Below are 24,931 nucleotides of genomic sequence, written 5' to 3' on the forward strand. Positions count from 1 at the left end.
CCAATTTATTATGAGTGACAAGCTGTGGATATTTGATACCACCCTCAGAGATGGAGAACAAGTTCCTGGATGCCAGTTGAATACCCAGGAAAAAATTGTGGTGGCGAAAGCCCTTGAAGATTTAGGTGTTGATATCATTGAAGCTGGATTTCCGATTTCCAGCCCGGGTGATTTCAATTCGGTCGTGGAGATTTCTAAGGCTGTATCCAACCCGATCATTTGTGCGCTTTCCCGCGCGGTGGAAAAGGATATCGAGGTAGCGGCTCAGGCTTTGCAATACGCCAAAAAAGGCCGAATCCATACCGGAATAGGTGTTTCTCCATATCATATCCAATACAAACTTCGATCTACTCCTGATGAAATTATCAGAAGGGGAGTAGCTGCAGTCAAATTTGCCAAGCAGTTTGTGGAGGATGTGGAGTTTTACGCTGAAGATGCAGGTCGATCTGAGCCGGATTTTCTTTGCAAAATCATTGAGGAGGTAATTAAAGCTGGGGCGACGGTGGTGAATATCCCTGATACAACCGGATATTGTCTTCCGGAGCAGTATGGGGGAATCATCGCTGACCTCAAAAACCGTGTACCAAATATCGACAAGGCTATCATTTCCACGCACTGTCATAATGACCTCGGCATGGCAACTGCCAATACTGTAGCGGGCGTTCAAAACGGAGCTCGACAGGTTGAGGTGACTATCAACGGAATTGGAGAGCGGGCTGGAAATACGTCCATGGAAGAAGTGGTGATGGCAATTAAATGTCACCAAGCCATTCCGGTCCATACGGATATTGTCACTCAGAAAATCTATCAAACCAGCCGCTTGGTTTCCAAATTGATGAATATGCCTGTCCAGCCTAACAAGGCGATTGTGGGTAGAAATGCATTTGCCCATTCTTCCGGTATTCATCAGGACGGTGTGTTGAAACATCGGGAAAATTATGAAATCATCGACCCGAAAGAGGTTGGTGTAGAAGAGTCTTCCATTGTTTTGACAGCTCGTTCAGGAAGAGCGGCCTTAAAGCACCATTTGGATGCATTGGGCGTGGAATTGGAAGGAGAGGAACTTCGAAAAGTTTACGAGGCCTTCTTGGAGCTTGCTGATTCCAAGCGGGATATCGGTCGAAAAGATCTACTTTCTCTTGTTGGGAAATACTTGGATGAGTCCAACTTCATCGAATTGCAGGAAGTGAATTACTCCTCAAACGGTGAAGTGAAGGCCCATGTGAAATTGAAAATTGGTGACACAAGCCATGAAGCTTCGGCTACTGGAGTAGGACCTGTGGATGCGGTTTTGACAGCTATCGAAAAAATGGTACAACCACAAGTGGACTTGGAAGAATTCCTAATTCAAGCCATGTCTCATGGCTCCAACGATGTAGCAAAAGTCCACATGCGGGTCATCAAATCTGACAAACCTTATCACGGCTTTGCCTCCAATGAAGATATCGTTTTGGCATCTGCACAAGCATTTGTGGATGCATTGAACAAAATACCAGTCAAAGAATACGCGACTGCCTAATTATGGAAAAAACAACACTATTTGATAAAATCTGGGATTCCCATGTGGTGCGTCACGTACCTGCAGGGCCAGATGTGTTTTTCATCGATAAGCATTTTATCCATGAAGTAACTTCCCCTGTAGCTTTTCTCAATCTGGAGAAAAGAGGCATTGGGGTAAAATATCCGCATCGCACCATTGCGACGCCGGATCATAACGTTCCTACCGTCGATCAGGATCAAACTATCAAAGATAAACTTTCCCGTATGCAAGTTGAAAAGCTTCGGGAGAACTGCAGGAAATATGGTATTGAACTACATGATTTGGGAACGGCTCATCATGGAATCGTCCATGTGATCGGTCCTGAATTGGGGGTGACTCAACCGGGAATGACCATCGTTTGCGGCGATTCCCATACTTCTACACACGGGGCTTTCGGCGCAATTGCTTTTGGGATCGGTACTTCTGAAGTGGAAATGGTTTTAGCCACTCAGTGTATTATGCAATCCAAGCCTAAGAAAATGCGGATTTCTGTAGAAGGAGAGCTTGGAAAAGGTGTGACTTCTAAGGACATCATCCTATACATCATCTCAAAAATCTCTGCAGCAGGCGCTACAGGATATTTTGTTGAATATGCAGGTTCGGCTATCCAAAGCCTATCTATGGAAGCTCGAATGACTATCTGTAATATGTCCATTGAGATGGGTGCACGGGGAGGATTGATTGCTCCTGATGAAACCACCTTTAATTATCTCAAGGGTCGTCAGTATGCTCCAAAAGGTGAGGACTGGGGAAAAGCAGTTGCATACTGGAAAACACTCAAAACCGATGAGGGAGCAGTCTTCGACAAGGAATATCATTTCGATGCAGCTGATATTGAGCCGATGATTACTTATGGTACCAATCCTGGAATGGGAATCAAGGTGAAAGACAGAATTCCTACCGCAGAAGGACTGGAAGGAAGTAACAAAGCTTCTTTCTTGAAATCATTGGATTATATGGGATTTGAACCGGGTGAGCCAGTGAAAGGAAAGCAAGTGGATTATGTATTTGTGGGTTCTTGTACGAATGGCCGAATCGAAGATATCCGTGCTGTTGCAGAGTTTGTGAAAGGCAAGAAAAAAGCAGAGAACATCACTGCTTGGATTGTACCGGGTTCTCGAGAAGTTGAAAAAATGGCTCATGAAGAGGGACTTGTTCAAATTCTTGAAGAAGCTGGGTTTGAATTGCGTCAGCCGGGTTGTTCAGCCTGTTTGGCCATGAACGATGATAAGATTCCTGCCGGAAAATATGCGGTTTCGACTTCCAATCGAAACTTCGAAGGACGTCAAGGTCCGGGAGCTCGCACTATGTTAGCTTCTCCTTTGACGGTAGCAGCTGTCGCGGTCACTGGCAGAATTACAGACCCTAGGGAAGTATTTGATAATTGAAATACGAAGTTGGAAGTACGAAATACGAGAAAATTCGAAACTGATTTTCCCTTATAACCTTCCAACTTTCCAACCTTTGAACTATTTAAAAAATGGCTTACGATAAATTCACTGTTCTTCGAGATACGGCGGTTCCATTACCGACCGAAAACGTAGATACAGATCAAATTATTCCAGCTCGGTTCCTGAAAGCAACGGAACGTACAGGATTCGGAGATAACCTTTTCCGAGACTGGAGATACGATGTGGAGGGCAATCCCAAGAAGGATTTTGTTCTCAATGACCCAACTTATAGCGGGAAAATCCTGGTTGCCGGTAAAAACTTCGGTTCAGGATCTAGCCGTGAACATGCAGTTTGGGCATTGTATGACTATGGCTTCCGCTGTGTGGTATCGAGTTTCTTCGCAGATATTTTCAAAAATAATTGCCTGAATATTGGGGTGCTGCCGGTGACGGTTTCTCCTGAATTTGCTGATAAACTCTTTGCTGCGATTGAAGCAGATCCAAAAACTGAAATCGAGGTAAATCTTCCGGAGCAAAAAATCACTTTGCTATCCACCGGTGAGTTTGAAACCTTCGACATCAACGAGTACAAGAAGAGTAATATGCAGAACGGTTTCGATGATATCGACTATTTGTTGAATATGTCTGACGAAATTGAAGCTTTCGCTGCGTCTAGATAATCCAAATACCATGGAGGCAAACAAGAGAATTGAAATAATGGATACTACTCTGAGGGATGGTGAACAGACCTCAGGTGTTTCCTTTTTGCCTTCTGAAAAACTTCAGATTGCCAAGTTGCTCCTAGAGGAACTCAAAGTAGATCGGATCGAGGTCGCTTCGGCACGTGTTTCCGAAGGGGAACTGGAGGGTGTGCAGAAAATTACTCAATGGGCTTCCCAAAAAGGATACTTGAATCGAGTAGAAGTTTTGGGTTTTGTAGATACTCCGGCTTCAGTTAATTGGATTGTAGAATCTGGCGCTAAGGTGATGAACCTGCTGACGAAAGGTTCTTTGAACCATTTGATTCACCAACTCAAAAAATCTCCTGAACAGCACTTCGAAGATATTCGAGAAAGCATTGCTTACGCTCAAGATAAAGGAATTACGGTCAATGTCTATTTAGAAGACTGGTCCAATGGAATGCGGAATTCTAAGGAATACACCCTTTCCTTGATCGAGTTTCTTCAAGGTCAAGCTGTCAAGCGGGTGATGTTGCCGGATACCTTAGGGCTGCTTGCACCTGAAGAGGTGAAAAGCTATTTCCAGGAGATCACGCAGCAGTTTCCCAATCTTCATTTTGACTTCCATGCACATAATGATTATGACCTTTCCGTAGCCAATGTGATGGAGGCTATGCTCTATGGCGCAGCAGGGATTCATACGACCATTAATGGCTTGGGCGAACGGGCTGGAAATGCTCCTTTAGAATCCGTGGTTGCTGTGATTAAGGATTTCACGGATTTCGAAATCGGTATCCATGAGCAAAAGATTTTCCGGGTTTCCAAATTGGTTGAGCAGTTCTCCGGGCAGCACATCCCCGCTAATAAGCCTGTCGTGGGAGAAAATGTATTTACCCAAACTGCCGGAATTCATGCGGATGGGGATAATAAAAAGAATCTCTATTTCAATGATTTGATGCCGGAACGATTCGGTAGACAGCGAAAATATGCTTTAGGAAAGACTTCCGGAAAAGCCAATATTCTCAAGAATTTGGAAGAGTTGGGAATTTCTTTGGAGAAAGAAGAGCTCGCAAGGGTTACCCAACGAATCATTGAATTGGGGGATAAAAAGGAACGGGTGACGACCGAGGATCTTCCTTACATTATTTCCGATGTTCTCCAGAATAACGTGATCTCCAAGCATATCAGTATTGAAGGCTATCATATGACCCATTCCAAGGGACTCAAACCAACGGTGCAACTTCGGATGAAAATCCATGGAAAATCGTATGATGAAAGTGCCACTGGAGACGGTCAATATGACTCCTTTATGCGTGCTTTGAAAAAGATCTATAAGTCTTTAGGGAAAGAGCTTCCCAAATTGACAGATTATCATGTTTCCATTCCTCCAGGTGGGAAAACCGATGCTTTTGTGGAGACGGTTATTACTTGGGATTATGGAAAAATATTCAAAACCAAAGGTCTGGATCCAGATCAGACAGTGGCGGCGATGATGGCTACTGAAAAAATGCTCAACATCATCGAAAACATGACTTACCAACCAGAAAAAGAAGAATCTACCTATTATGGAAATGAATATCGCGCTGTTGCCGGGTGATGGCATCGGCCCTGAGGTAATCGCTCAGGCAGTAAAAGTTGTCAAAGCAGTCGGACAAAAATTTGGTCATCAAATCACCTTCAAGGAAGGTCTTGTGGGTGCTTGTGCTATCGATGCCACAGGAGACCCATATCCAGACGCGACCCATGAAATCTGTGCTGCCTCCGATGCGGTACTTTTTGGAGCGATTGGTGATCCAAAATATGACAATGATCCCAAAGCCAAAGTTCGACCTGAACAAGGCTTGTTGAGAATGCGTCAAAAACTTGGCCTTTTTGCCAATGTGCGACCAACTTTTACCTTTCCTTCTCTGGTACATAAGTCTCCTTTAAAATTGGAGCGCGTGGATGGAGTTGATTTTGTTTTCTTCCGCGAATTGACAGGCGGCGTGTATTTCGGTGAGCCTAGAGGTCGAAATGAGCAAGGAACAAAAGCTTTCGATACCAATGTGTATAGCAAAGAAGAGGTCGTTCGATTAGCTCGGATGGGCTTCGAAGCGGCGCAAAAACGAAGAAAATTGCTTACCTGTGTGGATAAAGCCAATGTGATGGCAACTTCTAGATTGTGGAGGGAAACAGTGCAGGAATTGGCAGCTGAGTATCCTGATGTGAAAGTTGAATATGAATTCGTAGATGCGGTGGCTATGCGCCTGATTCAATGGCCTAAAGCTTATGACGTGTTAATTACAGAAAATCTATTTGGAGATATTTTGACGGATGAAGCTTCCGTTATTTCTGGCTCCATGGGCTTGATGCCATCGGCTTCCTTGGGTTCCAAAGTGAAGCTTTTCGAACCGATTCACGGTTCCTATCCTCAAGCTGCCGGAAAAGACATTGCCAATCCATTGGCTACGGTTCTTTCTGCGGCTATGATGTTTGAGTATGCTTTTGATATGAAAGAAGAAGCTCAAGCGATAAGCGATGTGGTCAATCTTTCTCTTGCAGAAGGAGTAGTCACAGAAGATATCGCTGAAGGTGGAAAAGCCTACAAAACTTCCGAAGTGGGAGATTGGTTAGCTGCTAAGATTTTGGGATAGTAAAAATTAGAATAGAAGAAGAGGCTGTCCAATTTAGCCTTTGTCACATTGAGTGAAGTCGAAATTGAGTTTATTAACCTTGTATAGGCTTCGACTCCGCTCAGCCTGACAAAAGACTAATTTTAGGAAAGCCTCTTCTTGGTTTTAATAAACCGTAAATGGATGGACCATTTTTCGATTCATGGCATCTGGAACCTCCGAAATCAGGACATAATTACCTGGGCTTAGTTCAGCTTTGAAATACGCTTTTTTTCCAGCGGGCATATCTTCTGCTCCTCCCATGAAGACAAATTCTTTTGGTTCCGGAGAGGATAATGCAAACATATCCGATGGGTTGATCCAAGCAACCAAGCTATCCAATTCAGCACCTTCTTGAAGTTTTACCAGATTGATATCATGTCCGGCGAAATGTTCATATAGCTGCTGATCCAAAAAATCCACACCAAATTCAATATTACCAGCCGGAATAGAGTCTAAAAATTGTATTCCCTCTGTGCTGGAAATTGTGATGCTATAATCTGCTTTTGGTTCAGCCAATTCGGAAACTTCATCCGTAACAATTACTTCTTTGAGCATACCCATAAAAACGTGAGGTGTGCCATCGGGCATTCGGATGTAACACTCCATGGCATATACTCCTGGCTCCAAAAAGAGGGTTGTTTCTCCTGTAGAGTTCCCAGAAAGTATGCCTACCCCTCCATGATTAACCACTCCTCCAAACCATTGAGGGATTTTTTCAAAGGCTTTCATCCCTTCTTCCATGTTCCCCAATTTCATAAAGTCAAACCCTTCTTTAAATACTGGGATTAACTCATTTTCATAATTGGAAAGTCTGATGCCTTCGGGGAGTTTCTCTAAAACAAAAAAGTGAACTTCATTCGACTTGTTTACATATCGGAAAGTATTCCAACCTGAAGAAATGGAATCCACCATCTGGAAATCCATTGCATTCGTTACTACTTCGATTATAGGATCAATTTTTTCGACTTCTTTTTCTTCCTTTTTCTCATTGGAGCAGGAAAAAAGAAGGGCTGATCCAAGGATAGATAAATACTGGAATTTGTTCATAATTATTAAAAGTGTGTGTTAATTAATTTCTTGCTGGATTAATCATGATATGCGCCCGATGTGTGCCTGGATCCATAATCCAAGGCAATCCCGGTCCGGCTGGTTTTAGGGGCAGTCCGGTGCTTTCTGCAGTTGCCCAAGGAATGTACACTACAGAGCGTGTGTAGGTATTTTGTGCTTCCCCAGTAGCCCAATTGACGTCTTTTTCATCAGCCACTAAGGCATGCAAAACACTTCCTTGGTCCGGCAATTGGAGTTTTCCTGCTTTGGCTTCCGCTTCCCGGGTGTTAAAAATTTCCTGAGCGTTTTTCCCTTCTTTTCTTAAGGCCCAACCTCGTTCCATAAAAGGTTGAGCACTGCTATGGTAGCAGGATACACTTAGCCCTTCGCGATTTGGATCATCTCCTAGGCAGACGGTCTGATTACTGCCTTTTCGAAGTAAAACAATTTCTCCGTTTTGATAGCCATACACGGTAGCTTCAGCTCGCTGATCTTCCGGAGCGGCTAATAGAGCCAATTTGATTTGGATTTCCTTGCTTGGTGCTTGTTGGCAAAAGGCTGAAAAACTAAGGCTTAGAAAAATTAGGGTTAGAAAGGATTTCATGGGTTACTGGGTTTTGGATGGAATTGAATTTAAGAAAATTCTGAAAAATATAGGGTTTGGCGTGGTGGTCGATTTTTGAGGGTGCTTTTGGTGAATAAAAAGTCTAACGTGGAGATACGTAGGGATGAAGTATATTGAGATGATCCTCTGTTCTTTTTTCTTGGCAAAAAAGAACCAAAAAGCCAAGACGCAGCAAAGCTTCCCCCCACGAGGCTTTCGCACACCCCGCTGCTGCGTCAGCCCTCCGCGCAAGTGAAACTGTAAATTATTAGTGGTTTAATAAGACTTAGTTCCGAAGGCATTAAATAAAAATCCGTGCGTGAGGACACGCATGGAGGCTTTCGGAGGCAATGATGATAAATTTGGGTGGTCGGTGAGCGGAGTCGAACCGAACCCACCTTCCCTCAATAAGAATACCCAACCTGTGAACCTTTCTCGGGATCAAGTTCTACCTGAGCAAAGACTCCGATTTCCTGTTGCAATTCCTCAACATGGCTGATGATACCGACGATCCGGTTTTCGTGACGGAGGGATTTGAGTGTCTCGAAAACAACCCGAAGGGAATTTCTATCCAAAGCCCCAAATCCTTCATCCAAAAAGAAGAAACTCTGATCGGCTTGATTAAGCGCTTTGACTTTTTCGGCCAAGGCCAAAGCCAAACATAAAGAAGCCTGGAAAGTCTGACCTCCGGAAAGTGTCTTTAAGAGACGTCTTTTCCCTCCATTCAAATAATCAATCACCCAAAAGGTATTGTCCTCGTCTATCTCCAAACTCAGACTATTTTTGCTGAGTTTCATAAAGCGCTGATTGGCGGTGTGGCATAGTTCCTTGAGGTAAATCGAACTCACGTATTTTACAAAGCCACTTCCTTTGAATAGCTTTTCCAGTTCTTTCAAATAGGTTTCCCGCTTTTCCACCCGCTCCAACTCCTTTTTCAGCATCGCCTTTTCCTGAAGTTTTTGTTCGGAAACTTTCACTTCTTTCTGCAAAAGGATCACCTCCTCTTGCCGAGCATTATTCGATTGCTGCAGGTTTTCAAGTTGCTGAGAAAGCTCCTGAAAGAGCTCCTCTTCAAAATCCTTCACACCTTTCTCAGATTCCAATTCCTGAAGTCTATTTTCAGTCAAGTCAAGCTGACGATCGAATTGCTCAATTTCCTTTGCAGTCTTTTCGGCATCTAGCGAATGCTCAAAAAGTCGAATCAAAGCTTCTTCATCTTCAAAACCATACTCCTTTTTTAAAGACTCAAATTCACTTTGCAGCTCTTTGATTTTAGTCTGAGCTTTTTCCAAAGAGTTTTTGAAATTCTTTAGGTCAGCCAGATTAGTTGTTGCTTTATTTTGAACCTCCTGCAGGTATTTTTGCTTGCTTTCCAAGGCTGCAGCTGCCTGTTCGATATCATGCGCTACCCGTAAAATCATGTCCTGAATTACGGTCGGGTTTTTATCGAAAAAGCCTTTGCAAAATGTCGGATCCTTGATTTCCTCTTCTTTGGTTTTGATGGCGGTGGCTAGGCTTTCCTTTTTCAGTTGGGCTTGCTGAAGTTTTTGCTGTATGGTATCTAGTTCAGCTCTGACTTGATCAGATTCCTGCCGCTTTCGTTGAATTTTTTGAAGTAAATCTTCTCGTTTTTGATTGGAATTTTCCAATTCTGCAATTCGCGAAGAAAGCCCTTCTTGGTCCTTTAAATCAAACTCTTTCAGGCTTTCGAGAAGTTTGCTTAATTTCTCCGTTAATTGACCTTTCTCTTTCCTTCTTCGCTCGAGATTGTCTCGATGACTTTGCAAGTAAATTTCCTGTTCCTTTAATTGCTGCCTAATAAGAAGAATTTTTTCCAGCAGATCTTTTTCTTGAGAAATCTGCAACTCAATTTCTTTGATTGCTTGATTCTGAGCGGATTGATCGAGGGGATTGGGGTGCTCCACAGAACCACAAAGCGGGCATGGCTTTCCATCTTCCAAGAGATGTGCATGAACTTTCAACCCGGAATTCCTCAAGAGGTGTTCCCGTCTTTCATCCCAATTTAGAATCACCTGCTTTTGGGCTTTTTGCCAATCTTCGGTGTTTCCAAACTCCTCAGGAATCGAATAGTGGAGTTTCTCTAAAAATGCACTTACATTTTTCTCTTCCTTCTCGAATTGCCCAATGAGCCTGTCATGTTCCTGAATCTGTGATTCCCAATCTGACCAGGATTGAAGTTGGCTTTTTAGGGATGCTAATAGATTCGAGTCATTGGAAGGCGAGGTTTCAAGACTTTTGCTAAACTCCTCTATTTCCTGTTGAATCTGCTTTTGCTTGTTAAGCAGTTTTTCTTGAGAAGGAGTAATTTGAGCGATGGCATCACTTGCTTCGATCATTTTGTCTCGAAGCTCCTTGATTTCCAAGACCTTTTTGAGATCACGAATTTTACTTTCCCGGTCAGGGCGTTGTTGGTTTTTTTCTCGTAGTTTTTGTTCTTCTTCTTTGAGTTGGGAGATTTCTTGTTCGAAAGCCAATGCAAAGCGCTCTGAATCGGTGATGCTTACGCGGTATTTTTCGGCATCCACCTGAAGTTCAGAAAGTTGATTCCATACTGGACGCAAATAGGTTTTTGCCTGAATGAAATCCTTGTAAATCCGACGTTTTTCCTCGATTTCCGGTTTGCGTTCCAGAAGTTCCCGCTTCGTTATACTCAACTCTTTCCAAGTCCTGTGTTTATCCCGGAGTTTTTCGAGACTTTTTACCTCTTGGTCCAGTTTGTTGGCTTTCTTCAGTTCTTGGTCTTGTTCCGCTTGAAGCTGATTCAGCTTTTCCTTTTCAGTTTTTAAAGTTTCTTCTGAATAAGCTTCTAAAGCTTGCAATTGAGTTTCCAAGCGGATTTTTTCATCTTTTACCGTTCGAAGCAAGAATCCTGTTTTAGCGGCAAGATCGAAGCGTTCCAAACCAAAAAGTTCCTTCATCATCTCCGCTCTTGGGCCCGGAGTCAAGTCGATGAATTCACGGAATTTTCCTTGAGGGATGATGACCGTTTGCTTGAAATGCTCCTTTTTCATTCCCACAATTTCCTCTGCCCTAGCTTCGAGAGGTTCCCAATCATTTCCAGACTTTTTGTAAAAGGTGTGGGTGGCAGGATCTACTTTTTCGGGATCTTTTTTATTCCGTTTGGCTTCGTATCGGGCAAGGAAGGTTTCGCTGTTGTTTTTTCCGGAGTTAAAAATAAACCGAATCAATACCTCATCGCTCTGCAGGTTTAGCATAGAGTTTTTTTCACCCCGATCAGAAAGTCGCTCGGTACTCCCATAAAGGGCCAATAAAATCGCTTCTAAGATGGAGGATTTTCCACTTCCTACTGCTCCAAAAATCCCAAAAAGCCCGGCAGCCGTCAATTGACTGAAGTCAATGACCTGACGCTCCCGGTAGGAATACAAACCTTGAATTTCTAGCTGAACCGGAATCATTTGCTTTCTTCTTGACTGATGACTTCCTTAAAAACTTCCATTAATTCTTCATTAGGCTCTTTTCCGCGCACGCTTTCGAAATAGAGTTTGAATAGGCTAAGCATGTCTTTTTCCAGATCCTCTGCCTTGAGGGTTAATTCATCCCGATCCCGTGTATTTTGTATTTGAGGAATCAAATTGACAATCCCATCATGGGCTTTGAGAATGGCCTTACGAGTGGCCGCATCGATGGAGTCTTTTGTTTGATAGGTCAATTCTACAAAGCAATAGGGGTTTTCCTCAAGCCATTGGACCGTTTCTGGTAGCTTGTCAAAAGTCTTGCGATACAGTGGTCTACCTTTTTTCAAGCCAATAGGCGTGTAGCTAGCGGATTTTCCAGCCTCCAATTCAATCATCACAACCTGTTTTTGCTGGTCAGCCTCCGAAAAGGAATAGGCAAGGGGACTGCTGGAATAGACGACAGGACAAGGATTTTTATCCACTGCATGGTAGCGATGCAGGTGCCCTAGCGCTGCATATTGAATCTGTGGAGGGAGATTCTCTGTAAAAAGTGCCTGTGTACCGCCCACATGTAGGATGGGGCGCTCGGATTCAGGTTCGGGCTCTGGGGCTTCCCCTTCTTTGACAAAAAAGAAATGTCCCAAAAAGAGATTTACGCCACGTTGATCACAATAGCGCTCTGCTAAATCTTGCCATTTTTCAGAAAGAATTTTCCGCAGTTCCGCTTCCCGATTTTCTTCCCCGAGATAGGTTTTCAGACTCACTTCATGCGCATAGGGCGCTAAAATTATTCGGATGGGATCTTCGAAAGTAGGGAGTTTTACTTCTATAAATCCACTTTCGGAATGAAGGACTTCAACCCCTGACTCCAATTTTCCTGTGGGAATAACGGTATCATAGCGACTATAGAAAAAGATCCCCATCTCTCGGGCCAAAGGATCCGGTGCTTCCACAAATTGACTGCTATCATGATTGCCAGAGATAGCGATGATTGGACGGGTTCCGTTTTTGGAAAGTCGATGAAGGGTTTTATAAAGAAGTTCTACTGCTTCATGGGAAGGATTAAATGAATCAAAAATATCACCGGCTAGCAGAACTAGATCCGCCTGCTCCCGATCGGCAATCTGACAGATTTCATCAAGAACCAGCTTTTGCTCATCCAAGCGGGAATATTCCTGTAAGCGCTTACCTAGATGCCAGTCAGCTGTATGAAGAATTTTAAGCATAAAAAGAATGAAATTTTCTTTATCGAAAGTAGCCCTAAAAGCTCAGGAAGTCAATTTACATTTTCAAACTGACAAAAGCTGTCATAATCATTCAAGACGAACTTATTCTAGAAAAGTATTTTGAGTATTTGGGGTGTTAAATTTTTAAGGTAATACTATAAAAGAGCGTAACTATATTTGTATTATTAGTTTGAAATAAATATATTGAAAATTCAAAGATCCAAAAGCTGGCCGGTGATCGATTTTTCCCCGGAGTCAGGGTGGCTTCGGAAATACATGTTTTATCTAAAATCTAATAAAAATGAGAAAGTCAATTTTAAAACTTGGAGTTTTAGGCTTATTCCTGTTCTCTGTATTTTTTATCAATGTTACAGAGATTGATGCACAATCGTCAAGCACTTGGTATGAAGTTGAATACACAACTTCTATAACTAGCAGTGGCATTTATTTGGTTACTACTTGTACAAATATTCAAGGTTCTGCTTGTAACATGCCTGGTTCTGTTCATAGAACAGATTTATCACCAATAATATCTAGGATTGGTGTTTGATAGGGTTTAAGTTTTATTTTAATCATGAGCCAATAATTGAAAAAATTATTGGCTCTTTTAAGTGCAATTGATGATGAGAATATTTATATTTTTAATTTTATGGGTTATACTCTTGCCCTCTTGTGACTTTAGGGATAATAGGTTGGAACAAATAAATTCTTTGCCTTTTTCCGATACTCTTGTAATTGATTTTGAAAATTTACCAATGCCAAATGAAAAAAGTTCTTCAGGCACCCATGAAGGACGATTTTATTTTACTTTCAATTTCCTCGATTCTATGGGACTTTATTTTTATGATTTTGTTTCAGAGAAATGGGAGTCTAATTTTTTCCAAAAGCAAGGTCCCAATGGAATTATAAAAGATGGCCCATTTCTTATTATTAATGATAGTTTAGCCTTTCATCCCTTAATTGGTTTGTCTGGATTTCAATTAGTTAATTATCAGGCTAGGCAAGTACAAAATTTTAAATTTCCGGATAATCGTTTTGAAGTAGGTAAAATATCTGATAAGTCGATTCATTTTGATGGTCGATTTATTCGTTTTCCAGTCTCATTCTCGAAAAGCAATTGGGATGAAGACTACGTATCCGAAGTACCTATTTATGGGGTTTTTGATACATACTCTTCAAATTTTACCTCACTGATGAAGTATCCGGAAGAGCTTTTTGGTGGTACCTATAGTTTGAATTTTTTATCCAAAACATTTTTGGTTGTAAATGATCATATTTACTTAAATATGGCTAAATCACACGAGATTTATAAGTACGATCTGGGTTTAAATCTGGTAGAAGAAATAACTCTTCAGTCACAAAATGTAGATGTATCAAATCCTGGCTTACTGAACGATCAAATTCTCAATATGATGAATTCCAAATTGGGGGGAGAGTACTCTTCTCTTTTTGAATCAGACGGCTTTCTTTACAGAACTGTTTCTTATTTGCCGAATTCATCAAATAATTCAGTAGAGAATTTAAATGGATATATAGAGGTTTTAGAAACATTACGTTTTGAAATTCTTAAATTTTCACTTTCAACAAAAGTTATTAGTCGATATGATTATTCAGGTTCCCCTACCTCAAAAGGGATTGGAGATGGTTTGGTTTTGAAGAAAAATTCAAATCTATATTTTTGGCTTTTTGACAAAGTGGAAGACGGAAAAGAAAAATTTGTTTCTCTTTCAAATATTAGCGGTTGAAAGTTCAACATCATTTTCGAGAATTCTTCCGCCTCCTTTGATTTTGATCTTATCAATCAAAAAGTCTATACCTTCGATAGCCAAACTGATCAATTTAAAGTTCATGATCTACCCTTTGAATTTAACTTGAAGGCTTCCCATTTTTTGGACAATACTAAAATAGACCAAATCAGGTTTTGATTATGACTATTACTACTATTACGGGTGTTAATTGTGGGTAACTTCGGAGAAGTTATCCACTGTTAACGCCCATTGCTTTGCAAACTCAACCGGAGAATAGTCATTCAGACTTCCATGTGGTCGATTCTGATTGTAATCTTCCACCCATTCCCTGGTAATTTCTCTTACTTCCTGTATCGAGACAAATGAATAGTAGTCCAATACTTCTGTTCGGTAAGTTTTATTGAACCGTTCCACAAAGGCATTTTGCATCGGTTTTCCGGGTTGGATAAATAGGATTTTTACTTGGTTTGTTTCCGCCCAAGCCCTGAGTGGTTCTGCGATGAATTCCGGACCATTATCGACTCTAATCCATGACCGCCTTCCGAAAAACTCCAGAAGGATCATTGATTTGTCAAGGCATGTAGCCTCCCTGCTTCAGATGTTCGATGATGGAATAGCACAGGTCAAGATTGAAATGGCTTCGATAGATGCCATGAATGATTTGTATGATCAATTCGAAGGGGAAGCGCACGGGACCTTAAGGATTCGGTACTTTGAGGAGGCTGTTTTATTTCGAAAAAGACCGGTTTCCTGGGCTTGGCCGATTTGGTAAGGGCATGATTCTTTGAAAAATAGGACTATTTTAAAACTAAAATTATTCAATCCTTAAAAAATATTTCTAATTGATTGTCAACAATTTAAATCAACTAATTATTTTTATTTATTAAGACAACTTGCAGGCTTAGGAATTAGGTTTTAGTTTAGACGAAGAAAGATCAAGGTACTGGCCAATCATCGATTTTTCCCCGGAGTCAGGGTGGCTTCGGTCTGCGATGTTTTATTAAAACCAAACAAAAATGAAAAGACTATTTTAAAACTATCAATCTTAAGTATGCTTCTCATTGGGGTTTATTTTTTAATCCCAACTGAAAGTGAAGCTCAAAGTGATTGTATTCCTTCTGGTTGTTGGAAAACGATAACTCAACGAAATGGCTGGCCAGCCATGTATTGTGACACTTGCACCTATATAGAAAATAGTATGGGAGTGGGAACGGATACAGGCCTTTGCTATCAATGTCCTGGTATAGGTTAAATAATTTATATAAAGTAAGGCACAATTCCGTGGAAAGTGTGCCCATCAAAAACTTAAATAATGAAAATTAAATCTAGACTCAAGCAATTAGTATTTTTAGTATGGACTGTGCTCATGGCCTGCTCTCAAAACGCCGATGATAAGGTTTTTGTCCAGGCGGTACCCCAAAACCCCAATTTTATGACCTTTGATTCTGTTTATTTGGTCAATAAGTTTCCAAAAATTCACAGTATCGAAAAGGGAGTAAGCTTAGGGAAGGAATTTATTGGAATGAAAGATTTTGAGATCATAGATAGTCTCATGGTCGTTTCTACATCTTTTCAAAAGTTTTGGAGTATTTACCAACTTCCTAGCTTTGATTCCTTGGGTAGTTTTCTGTCCTTAGGAGAAGGGCCAAAGGAATTTTCCTACCCGTCAATTGCTTCAGATAAGGTCCTTTTTCAATCGGAAGGGAATGATATTACAGCCTTGATTTATCAATTCTCAAAAGGAAACTTACTAAAATTCAACCTAAATCAATCTATACAATTAGGACAGGATAGCCTGGAGTTAGTTGACTATGATTTGCCACTATTTCTTTTTGATTTTTTGATTCTGGAGTCTGATCATTATTATCTAAGACAACCTGAAAATCAGGAGACAAAACAAAATCGGTATTTGCTATCTCAAGGTCAATTGTCCACCAATGTACTTCTTGATCAGCTAAATCGGGCGGAAGTTTCCAATGGAATGTTAAATATGTCATTGATGGCATCGATGACAAGGCTTAGTCCTGATCGAAATAAAATCTTGGAGATGTATTTTCGTCTGAATTACTTTAATCTATACGCCTTGGATGGTTCTTTGAAGAAAACGATTGCTATCGAACCGATGCTCGATGATCTGAGTCTCCTTGAAAAAGTCCCTCAACCTGAGCGCAATTATCGATTTTCAGATGTTCGGGCTTATGACGATTTCTTTGCGCTTTTACATCTAAATGAATTGGAGCAGGATTTTGCTACTGGTCGAAAGTCTTTTCCCGAAATCCTGATTTTTGATTGGGAGGGAAACCCGATTTCGAAATTAGTCTTTGAGGATTTCTTCACTTCTTTCGACTTTGATCTTATCAATCAAAAAGTCTATACCTTCGATAGCCAAACTGATCAATTTAAAGTTCATGATCTACCCTTTGATTTTAACTGAGCTAATTATCACTTGAGTTTTGGTTTGGATTGAGAAAAAGGAAAATTACTTTCACCTTTTTTAACAGCTTTTTTCTGTGAGCAGGTTTGAAACCTACTAATAAATTATTTTATTAGTGGTCTAACGATTGTTTAGATGAAAAACTACCACTATTTAGCCCTGATTTGTTTGCTGGGTCTTAACTTTTCCTGTAAGGAAGACGCTGAAAAACAGGAGGAAATTCCTGCTGAATCTTTTCGAAATGAAGTAGCTGCTACGGAAGTGCGAGTGGCTCTGGCTGAAACAAAAAGCTTTGACTACCTGATCAATGCTACCGGAAAGCTGGAAGCAGCAGCTCAGGTCAAAGCTGTTATCGAGCAGCCGGGATACCTGATCGAATTGCCTATACGCGAAGGACAAGCTGTCTCCAAAGGGCAAGTCATTGCCAAGCTCGATCCTACTGAAGCAGAAATCAGGCTTGAAAAGGCCAAAATCTCACTTCAAAATGCCTTGGCCGCTTATGAAAATGATAAGCTTGGCTTTTCCCGTGATTTTGCCTCCGGTGATGAAGAACGAAAAGCCTTTCTGGAGCAGCAGCTAAAGGCCAAAAACGGAGTCTTTTTAGCTGAGATCGAGTTGAGAGAGGCCCAATTGAACTTGGAAAGATGTGAAGTCAAAGCTCCGATTAGCGGGCGAGTGGCAGACCTGAAATTCAAGATGGGAAGTCTGATCGCCACAAATTCGGAGCTATGCGAGATCCTCAGTACTTCCAATCTAGAGCTTCGTGTGAAAGTGCTTGAATCAGATATCAGCTTGATTTCAATCAATCAAAAAGCAGAGGTCTATCCTGTTTCCAATACGCAGGAGGCTTTGGAAGGTAGGGTCATCGCCATCAATCCCAAAGTAGATGAAAGTGGTTTGGTAGAAGTAGCTATTCGGCTCAGCACTACCCAAAATCTCCTTCCCGGTATGAATGCAAGAGCCATTATCCGAGCTCCTCAAGCTAATTCCCTTGTCGTTCCCAAAGACGCCGTAGTGTATCGCTCCGGTCGGGCTGTGGTATTCACAATTGATAATGATGAGTCCCAGTGGAACTATGTGGAAGTAGGAAGAGACAATGGGCAAGAAATTGAAATTTTGGATGGAATCGAGGCTGGTAGTACGGTGATCACCACTAATAACTTGCAGTTGGCGCACCAAGCTCCTGTTCAAATCGTAACTGAATAAGCCATGGTTCGATTTTTACTGGCACGGCCCATTGCCGTATTCATGACTTTTTTGGCATTGATGGTTTTCTCCTTCATTGTCCTGCGGACTTTGCCGATTTCGCTGCTTCCGCCCATTGATGTGCCTCAGATTGTAGTCAAGGTCAACTATCCCAATGCTTCTCCTGAGGCAATTGAGCAAAATGTACTTCGAACTATCCGGGAGGGATTGATTACGCTGAATGGGCTGGAGGAGATGGATTCCAAAGCAGGTTCGGAAGTGGGAACCATCCGTTTGACTTTTGATTATTCCACGCAGATGGAATTAGCCTATATCGATGTCAATGAAAAAATTGACCGAATCACCAATTCTTTACCGGAAGGATTGGCGCGCCCTGAAGTCATTCGAATCAATACATCTGATATTCCTGTAGCTCGGGTACAAGTCATTCCCAAGGAAGGAATTGATGAAATTGAAGTCAGCCAACTCGCTGAGAACGTCCTAAAAAAGCGAATCGAGCAACTGCCTGGAGTTTCCTTGGTGGATATCAATGGTAAAAAAGAACGCATCATCACCGTCGAACCGAATGAAGCCGCCATTCGTGCGCTGGGCATGACGCAGCAACAGTTAATCAGCGCAATTCAAGCTGGCAATTCGGAGTTGCCGGGAGTGTCAGTAAAAGACGGTCAGTTCCGCTATTACCTCCGCTTAGCTACCCGTGTAGATACCCCTTCGGATATTGAAAGCCTTCCGGTTTTAGCTCCATCAGGGGCGATTGTGCCTTTGGGAAGATTGGCTAAGGTGAGCTATCAGGCTCAGGAAATGCTCGGCTACCATCTTTTTGGGGATCGAGAGGCTTTGGTAATTACAGTTCATAAGCAGGCCGCTGCCAAAATGAATGAGCTCATGCCGGAGCTGAAAAAGGCGCTGGAACTTTTCAAAACAGATTATCCGCAGGTAGATTTTGAACTGACCCAAGATCAGTCCAACCTTCTAAATGCAGCCATATCCAACTTGCAGACTTCCTTACTTTTCGGGGGGCTATTTGCATTTGGGGTCTTATTCCTGTTTATGAAGGACTATCGGCTTCCCATCATCATTGGGGTGAGTTTGCCGTCCTCCTTGTTGATTTCCTTTCTGGTCTTTTACTTCTTCGATATTTCTATCAATATCATTTCTCTTTCTGGGCTGGCTTTGGGGATCGGGATGCTTATTGACAATTCCATCATTGTGTTGGATAATATCACACGCAAGCGGGAATCCGGGCTTTCGCTCTTTGAAGCCTGTGTGGCTGGGGTAAATGAAGTGATGAGTGCTTTGGTAAGTTCTGTCCTGACCACGCTGTCGGTATTTGTGCCTTTGGTGTTTTTGAGCGGAATTTCGGGGGCCTTATTTTTTGATCAAGCAGTGGCAGTAGCAGCCATTCTTTCGGTTTCCTTGGCAGTGGCTTTTATTCTTTTGCCCATGTTGTATTTTCTCTTTTTCAGCAAAAACAAAAGGAAGGAGGATGGATCAGAAGGAGCTTTCTTTAGCCGGATTTTAGCTTTGTATGAAAAAGGATACCGTCTTGTTTTTGGTAAGAGAAAGCTTGCCATGGTGTTCTTTTCTCTGCTTATTCCGCTTGGTTTGGGATTGAGTTATTTTCTGGATTCGGAGGGATTGCCTCAGATTGAAAAGCTCGATGCGACATTAGAAATTGACTGGAATGAGCCGATCTCGGCAGTTGAAAATCGAGACCGGGTAATAGCTCTCATGAATGCGATGAATGGTCGCTACGAAAAGGCTGAGGCTGATGTGGGTGTAAGACAGTTTTTGCTATTTGATGGAGAAAATTCCATTCAACAATCCCTGCTTTATTTCCTCTTTAATTCCTTGGAAGATAAGGCGATGATGACTCAGGATTTGATTGACTTTTTGTCTAAAAATTATCCTGAAGCCAATTATAAAATCGGGGATGCACCCAATGCATTCGATCAATTGTTCAGTTCCACCTTGCCTTATTATGAGGTTCGCTGGAAAGACCTGACTTCCAAAGAACCTGTACCTGAGGAGAAAATGGATCCTTGGCTCAGTCAATTCCCTGTTTCCGATTGGGAAAGAGGTCCTGGCTTGCAAAAGGAAGCTTCTGTCGTCTTTACTCTTCGGGCAGATCGATTGGCCACTTATGGGATTTCTGTGGATCAGGTTCAAGAGCAACTTTCACGTTTGTTTGGTACTTACACAATTACGGATATTCGACGATTTGGAGAGATTACGCCGATTAGATTGAAGGAATCAGAAGCCCGCTTTGAGGACTTGCTTCGAACGACCCAATTGGCAGCTTCGGACTCTGCTTTTTACACGCTTGGGGAGTTTGTCGATTATCGGTATGAAGACCATTACAAATACGTCACAGCTGATAAGGGTGGAATCTATCAATCTGTTTTGGTGACCGCGTCAGAGCCGGATGCCCACAATACCGACTATATTCGTTGGGGAGCCGAGCGAAATTTGGGTGTGAGCATGGTCGGGCAGTATTTCAAGGATAAGGAAAATATTCAGCAGTTGATCGGAATTCTACTGGTTTCGGTGCTCTTGCTTTACTTCATTTTGGCAGCTCAGTTTGAGAGCTTTATACAGCCTTTGATTGTGGTCTTGACCTTGCCATTGGGTATTGCCGGTGCATTTTTGGTGATTCTTGTAGCCGGAGCCTCACTGAATGTCATGTCTGCCATCGGTTTGGTAGTGATGCTCGGAATCATGGTGAATGATGCTATTCTGAAGATTGATACTATTAACAGACTAAGAAAGGAATATGTGGAGAGTCCTGAAGTTTCTGCAAAAGAAGCTTTGGAAATGGCCATTCATCGGGCGGGTCAGATTCGATTGAAGCCTATTTTGATGACTTCCATTACGACGATTTTAGCATTGATTCCGATTATTTTCAGTTCGGGTTTGGGCGCTGATTTGCAGCGACCTTTGGTGTACTCAGTGATTGGTGGTCTCACTATTGGGACTTTGACAGCTTTGTATTTTGTGCCTTTGGCCTATTGGTTTTTTGTGTCCAAAAAGAAATTAACCGAAGCATAAAATGACACCATTTCGGGTTTTAGTGGCATTTGTGGTTTTAGCTATTTTGGGTGTAGCTGTCATTCCTTTGTTGTCGGTGGATTTGAACCCCCGGGACAAAGAGCCTGTGCTTTCCATATCGTATGGAATCCCCCGAACTTCTCCAGAAATCATCGAAAAGCTGGCCACTTCTCCTTTGGAAGGTGCTTTTTCCCAACTGTCCGAACTCAATAAAATCACCTCAATATCCAATTATGACCGGGGTGAAATTACACTTCGATTTGACAAGGAAGCAGACATGGAATTGAAGCGATTCGAAGTTTTGTCGCTGATTCGTCAGATTTATCCTCAGCTTGATTCCAGACTTTCGTATCCGGTAGTGACCCAGTCAGCGGAGGCCCGCTCCGATATTAAGACTCCCATTTTGACCTATTCGGTGAATGGTCCTTTTGCTGCCTTTGAAATCAAAAAAATCACGGAAGACATACTCAAACCTGCCCTCACTCAATTTGAAGAGGTGGAAGAAGTGTCCGTAAGAGGAGCGACGGATTTGCAGTTGTATATCACCTTTGATATTCAAAAGCTTCAGGCTTATGGGCTTACCCGAAGTCAGTTGAGTAGCCGAATCAATCAGGCTTTTGGAAGGAGCTTCCCGGGGTCAATACTGAATAAAGAGGGGAAAACCCTCTTCGTGCAGGTAGATCGCTCGCTTCGGGATTTGGAGCAACTGGAGAACCTTCGAGTAGCGCAACTGAATGGACAGGATGTCCTGCTGCGGGATGTGGCCAAACTGACTCTGGAGGAAGCCGAGCAGTCGAGCTATTATCGTATCAATGGGAATAATTCGGTCACGCTTACAGTCTTCAATCGGGACGGGGTCAATAAGGTACTCCTTGCTCAAAATCTCAAAGCTGCCATCGAGCGAGCTCAACCCCTGCTTCCGGCTGGATTTGAAGTGAGACTAGAGCGGGATGATACGGAGTTTTTGGACAAGGAACTGGATAAAATTTACAAGCGATCCGGACTTTCTATCTTGATTTTGATCGTTTTTATCTTTTTGATCAATCGCAACTGGAAATATCTAGCTGTGCTCTTTCTGGGGATTTTGATCAATCTGAGCCTTTGCGCCATGGTCCTCTATTTTTTGAAGGTGGATATTCATTTGTATTCCTTGGCAGGCTTGACGATTAGTTTTGGATTGATCGTAGACAATGCGATTATCATGATTGATCATTTGCATAAGCACCGAAACCGAAAAGTGTTTTTGGCATTATTAGCCGCCTCTTTTACGACGATCGCTGCCTTGATGATTGTCTTTTTCCTTCCTGAAGAGGATCAAAAAAACCTGACGGAATTTTCCATTGTGGTGTCCGTCATGCTGGCTATTTCCTTGATTATCGCCTTGTTTTTCACCCCTGCTTTTTACGAGATACTATTTAAAGAATCTTCCAGAAAAGGTAGAAAACTCAGCATTTCACAGTTGCGTAAGCGGGTAAAGTCTCTTCATCGCTTTGAGCGAACCGTTTCTTGGACTGCTCGTTATCGCAAAGCTTTTATTACCCTCTTGATTCTGCTTTTTGGGATTCCGATTTTTTACCTACCAGCCAAGTGGGAAGGGCAGGAGTGGTACAATAAAACGGTGGGAAATACATTTTACCAAGAAGAAATCCGTCCCTATGTGGATCAAGCTTTGGGTGGATCGCTGCGGATGTTTGTACGGGGAGTTTTTGAGAAAAGCTCCTATCGAGAAGCGGCAAAGACCCGATTGTATGTCTCTGCACGTTTGCCTTTTGGGAACACATTGGATCAGATGGACTTTATTATGCGGGAGTTTGAAGCCTATCTGAAGGATGTGGAAGGGATAGACAAATTTGTGACTTACGTGATGTCCGGTCAGCGCGCGCAAATAGAGATTACCTTCAAAGAGGCTTATGAAAATTCGGCTTTACCCTATCAACTGAAAGGAAAACTCTCCGTCAAATCCACGGATTGGAGCGGGGCTCAATGGAATATCTATGGAGTAGGACAGGGATTTTATACCGGTGCTGGTGGAGAGGGAATTCCTCAGTACCGAGTTACGATGAAGGGCTACAACTTTGATGAACTGGAGCGACAGGCCGAGATTTTGGCAGAAAAACTCTTGAAGCACAAGCGGATTCAGGAGGTCAATACCAATGAGAGACTGGGTTGGGGAGAGCAGAAAACCGAGGAATACGTACTTCGTCTGGATCAGAATCAAATCGCCCTCGGGCAGACCAACCAATTTGAATTGATCAATACCATGCTGGACTTAAGTAAACCGCAAGGTGCGATGGGTTCTTTAACGCTGGAGGAAAAGAACTACGGCATGGTGATTCGGGAAGCTAAATCCAATGATTTCAGTAAGTTTGATTTGGAGCAAAAGGGATTGATCAGTGGGGAAAATCGCATTTTTAAAATCTCGGATTACGGTACCTTGACAAAGGAAACGACCACCAATGCGCTCAATAAAGAAGATCGACAATATATCCGTGCAGTGGCTTTTGAGTACATGGGTTCAGCGAAGTTTGGTAATGAATACTTGGATGAGGTGCTGGAAGAAATGAAGCAGGTTATGCCGATTGGCTACACGGCGGATAAGCAAACTTGGTCTTTTAGCTATGAAAAAGCAAAGAGGCAGTATTCCCTATTGGCCTTTTTGATTGTGGGGATTTTTATGATTTGTGCAGTGCTTTTTGAAAATCTCAAGCAACCTGTCTACATCATCGCCATTATTCCGATCAGCTTTATCGGCCTCTTTCTGATCTTTTCGCTCTTTGATTTCTACTTCGATCAGGGAGGCTATGCGGCCTTTGTCATGCTGGGAGGCTTGGCTGTGAATGCCGGGATCTTTATTGTCAATGACCTGAACAACCGAACTTCAGGAGTCTATAATCGCAATGTGCTCAAGTCAGTAGCCGGAAAAGCCATTCCGATTTTGCTCACGATTTTGTCTACCTGCTTTGGCTTGATCCCCTTTATCATGGAAGGTCAAAATGAGATTTTCTGGTTTTCACTGGCGATCGGTACGATTGGGGGCTTGGTTTTCAGTATGCTGGGAGTGTTTTGGGCTTTGCCGGTTTTCCTTTGGAAGAAGGAGGCTGCCTCTGTTACTCAAAGAATCAAATCTGAGCTTAAACCAACCCAACTGAAGTCTAGATGGAAATTCTGGAAAAAGAAGGGTTGATTTTCTTCCTTAAAACGTGAGTGAGAATAACACCTCAATGAAACAAATCATAATAAATCAGGCCAACCGAAAAAGTCATATACTGTAATGGACTTCGCCGGATGTTATATTCAAAAATCCCCTCGTCTGGCAGGTAGGTAACATCTCCTTTTTGAAGGAATCGCACACTATTGCCGTCTTGAAAGGTGGCTCGGAATTCCAATTTCAGAAATTCATCAATGGGAAATTGAAGTCCTCCTCCTATGCGATAGGCCAAGGCCCAATCCTCAAAATCCTTATCACTTTCAATAGACTCTTCAGCCAAGATTGTTTCCCTAATTTTGTATCGGGTATACAGATAATTCACACCCATTTGGGCTTCGAAAAAGGGTGTGATTTTCGTGTTGACAGCTGGAAGGAAGCGAATGACCGCCATTCCAGTCGCTAGGTTGTTGTTTCTTCGTAGGCGGAGTTCATCCGAAAATCCCGGATACAAATCCGTCCTTCTTTCCACCTTACTTCCATAAATTCCATAGCCTAGTTCCAGGCCGATTTGAATAGGTGCACTTTGGAACTCATGAAGGAAAATTCCCGAAATGGTAGGGAAAAAGAGAGAGCCGGTTTCTTCCTTAAGTTTTCCGACAGGTATAGAACCATTGAAATGGCCTCCTGCAAGAAAGAATTGGGCGGAGGCAAAATGGGAGAAAAGACAAAACAGTAAAATGGAAAAGAGTCTACTCATATTAGCCTTAA

General features: G+C 42.3%; 18 protein-coding genes and 1 pseudogene. 12 read left to right on the plus strand and 7 right to left on the minus strand.

What is annotated here, in order from left to right:
• Positions 1-10 precede the first annotated feature (10 nt).
• The 5 genes from E4S40_RS08505 to leuB all read left to right on the plus strand — a co-directional run bounded on the left by E4S40_RS08505 (position 11) and on the right by leuB (position 6,244).
• The gene (locus E4S40_RS08505; RefSeq protein WP_135072998.1) at positions 11-1,519 is read left to right on the plus strand and encodes a 2-isopropylmalate synthase; all 1,509 of its coding nucleotides are present in this window, start codon (positions 11-13) and stop codon (positions 1,517-1,519) included.
• Positions 1,520-1,521: 2 nt separating this feature from the next.
• Positions 1,522-2,928, plus strand: coding sequence for a 3-isopropylmalate dehydratase large subunit (gene leuC / locus E4S40_RS08510; RefSeq protein ID WP_135073000.1), 1,407 nt, complete (start codon positions 1,522-1,524; stop codon positions 2,926-2,928).
• 92 nt (positions 2,929-3,020) lie between these two features.
• On the plus strand, positions 3,021-3,611 hold the full coding sequence (gene leuD / locus E4S40_RS08515) for a 3-isopropylmalate dehydratase small subunit (RefSeq protein ID WP_135073002.1): 591 nt from the start codon (positions 3,021-3,023) through the stop codon (positions 3,609-3,611).
• 37 nt (positions 3,612-3,648) lie between these two features.
• A complete protein-coding gene (locus tag E4S40_RS08520) occupies positions 3,649-5,208 on the plus strand; it encodes an alpha-isopropylmalate synthase regulatory domain-containing protein (RefSeq protein ID WP_394345410.1) in 1,560 nt (519 codons plus the stop codon).
• Positions 5,177-6,244: a 3-isopropylmalate dehydrogenase gene (gene leuB, locus E4S40_RS08525; protein ID WP_135073006.1), complete on the plus strand. Its 1,068-nt coding sequence runs from the start codon at positions 5,177-5,179 to the stop codon at positions 6,242-6,244. The genes E4S40_RS08520 and leuB overlap by 32 nt, the downstream gene beginning before the upstream one ends.
• A gap of 144 nt (positions 6,245-6,388) precedes the next feature.
• Here the strand turns inward: leuB and E4S40_RS08530 are convergent, their stop codons facing one another.
• The 4 genes from E4S40_RS08530 to E4S40_RS08545 form a co-directional block, all read right to left on the minus strand.
• Positions 6,389-7,312: a hypothetical protein gene (locus E4S40_RS08530; protein WP_135073008.1), complete on the minus strand. Its 924-nt coding sequence runs from the start codon at positions 7,310-7,312 to the stop codon at positions 6,389-6,391.
• 22 nt (positions 7,313-7,334) lie between these two features.
• Entirely contained in the window at positions 7,335-7,916 is a 582-nt protein-coding gene (locus E4S40_RS08535) for a hypothetical protein (protein WP_135073010.1), read from the minus strand.
• A gap of 404 nt (positions 7,917-8,320) precedes the next feature.
• A complete protein-coding gene (locus E4S40_RS08540; RefSeq protein WP_135073012.1) occupies positions 8,321-11,353 on the minus strand; it encodes an AAA family ATPase in 3,033 nt (1,010 codons plus the stop codon).
• Positions 11,350-12,579 carry a metallophosphoesterase family protein gene (locus E4S40_RS08545; protein WP_135073014.1) on the minus strand — a complete coding sequence of 410 codons (1,230 nt, stop codon included), beginning with the start codon at positions 12,577-12,579 and terminating at the stop codon, positions 11,350-11,352. The genes E4S40_RS08540 and E4S40_RS08545 overlap by 4 nt, the downstream gene beginning before the upstream one ends.
• Before the next feature lie 301 nt (positions 12,580-12,880).
• Here E4S40_RS08545 and E4S40_RS08550 point away from each other — a divergent pair, with 301 nt between their 5' ends.
• Both E4S40_RS08550 and E4S40_RS08555 read left to right on the plus strand, forming a co-directional pair.
• On the plus strand, positions 12,881-13,129 hold the full coding sequence (locus E4S40_RS08550; protein WP_135073016.1) for a hypothetical protein: 249 nt from the start codon (positions 12,881-12,883) through the stop codon (positions 13,127-13,129).
• A 70-nt stretch (positions 13,130-13,199) separates the two neighbouring features.
• Positions 13,200-14,324, plus strand: coding sequence for a DUF4221 family protein (locus E4S40_RS08555; protein ID WP_135073018.1), 1,125 nt, complete (start codon positions 13,200-13,202; stop codon positions 14,322-14,324).
• On the opposite strand, the gene E4S40_RS17285 is transcribed toward E4S40_RS08555, so the two are convergent.
• Together E4S40_RS17285 and E4S40_RS17290 are read right to left on the minus strand one after the other, a co-directional pair.
• Positions 14,307-14,429: a hypothetical protein gene (locus E4S40_RS17285; RefSeq protein ID WP_262710597.1), complete on the minus strand. Its 123-nt coding sequence runs from the start codon at positions 14,427-14,429 to the stop codon at positions 14,307-14,309. The two genes, E4S40_RS08555 and E4S40_RS17285, sit on opposite strands and share 18 nt — an antisense overlap.
• A 102-nt stretch (positions 14,430-14,531) precedes the next feature.
• Positions 14,532-14,855, minus strand: a pseudogene (locus tag E4S40_RS17290) (integrase core domain-containing protein); the annotation flags it as partial.
• Here E4S40_RS17290 and E4S40_RS08565 point away from each other — a divergent pair.
• From E4S40_RS08565 to E4S40_RS08585, 5 genes are all read left to right on the plus strand, one after another.
• Complete coding sequence (locus tag E4S40_RS08565) at positions 14,827-15,099, plus strand: hypothetical protein (RefSeq protein WP_161971785.1); 273 nt, start codon at positions 14,827-14,829, stop codon at positions 15,097-15,099. The pseudogene E4S40_RS17290 and the gene E4S40_RS08565 sit on opposite strands and share 29 nt — an antisense overlap.
• Before the next feature lie 540 nt (positions 15,100-15,639).
• Complete coding sequence (locus tag E4S40_RS08570; RefSeq protein ID WP_135073024.1) at positions 15,640-16,761, plus strand: TolB-like 6-bladed beta-propeller domain-containing protein; 1,122 nt, start codon at positions 15,640-15,642, stop codon at positions 16,759-16,761.
• Between the two features lie 135 nt (positions 16,762-16,896).
• Positions 16,897-17,967 (plus strand): efflux RND transporter periplasmic adaptor subunit, encoded by a 1,071-nt coding sequence (locus E4S40_RS08575; RefSeq protein WP_135073026.1) that lies wholly within the window; start codon positions 16,897-16,899, stop codon positions 17,965-17,967.
• 3 nt (positions 17,968-17,970) lie between these two features.
• Positions 17,971-21,015, plus strand: coding sequence for an efflux RND transporter permease subunit (locus E4S40_RS08580; RefSeq protein WP_135073028.1), 3,045 nt, complete (start codon positions 17,971-17,973; stop codon positions 21,013-21,015).
• A gap of 1 nt (position 21,016) precedes the next feature.
• Positions 21,017-24,199, plus strand: a complete 3,183-nt coding sequence (locus tag E4S40_RS08585) for an efflux RND transporter permease subunit (RefSeq protein ID WP_135073030.1) — start codon at positions 21,017-21,019, stop codon at positions 24,197-24,199.
• 34 nt (positions 24,200-24,233) lie between these two features.
• On the opposite strand, the gene E4S40_RS08590 is transcribed toward E4S40_RS08585, so the two are convergent.
• Positions 24,234-24,920 (minus strand): hypothetical protein, encoded by a 687-nt coding sequence (locus tag E4S40_RS08590; RefSeq protein WP_135073032.1) that lies wholly within the window; start codon positions 24,918-24,920, stop codon positions 24,234-24,236.
• Between the last annotated feature and the right edge of the window lie 11 nt (positions 24,921-24,931).

Source organism: Algoriphagus kandeliae (assembly GCF_004571135.1).
GTDB lineage: Bacteria > Bacteroidota > Bacteroidia > Cytophagales > Cyclobacteriaceae > Algoriphagus > Algoriphagus kandeliae.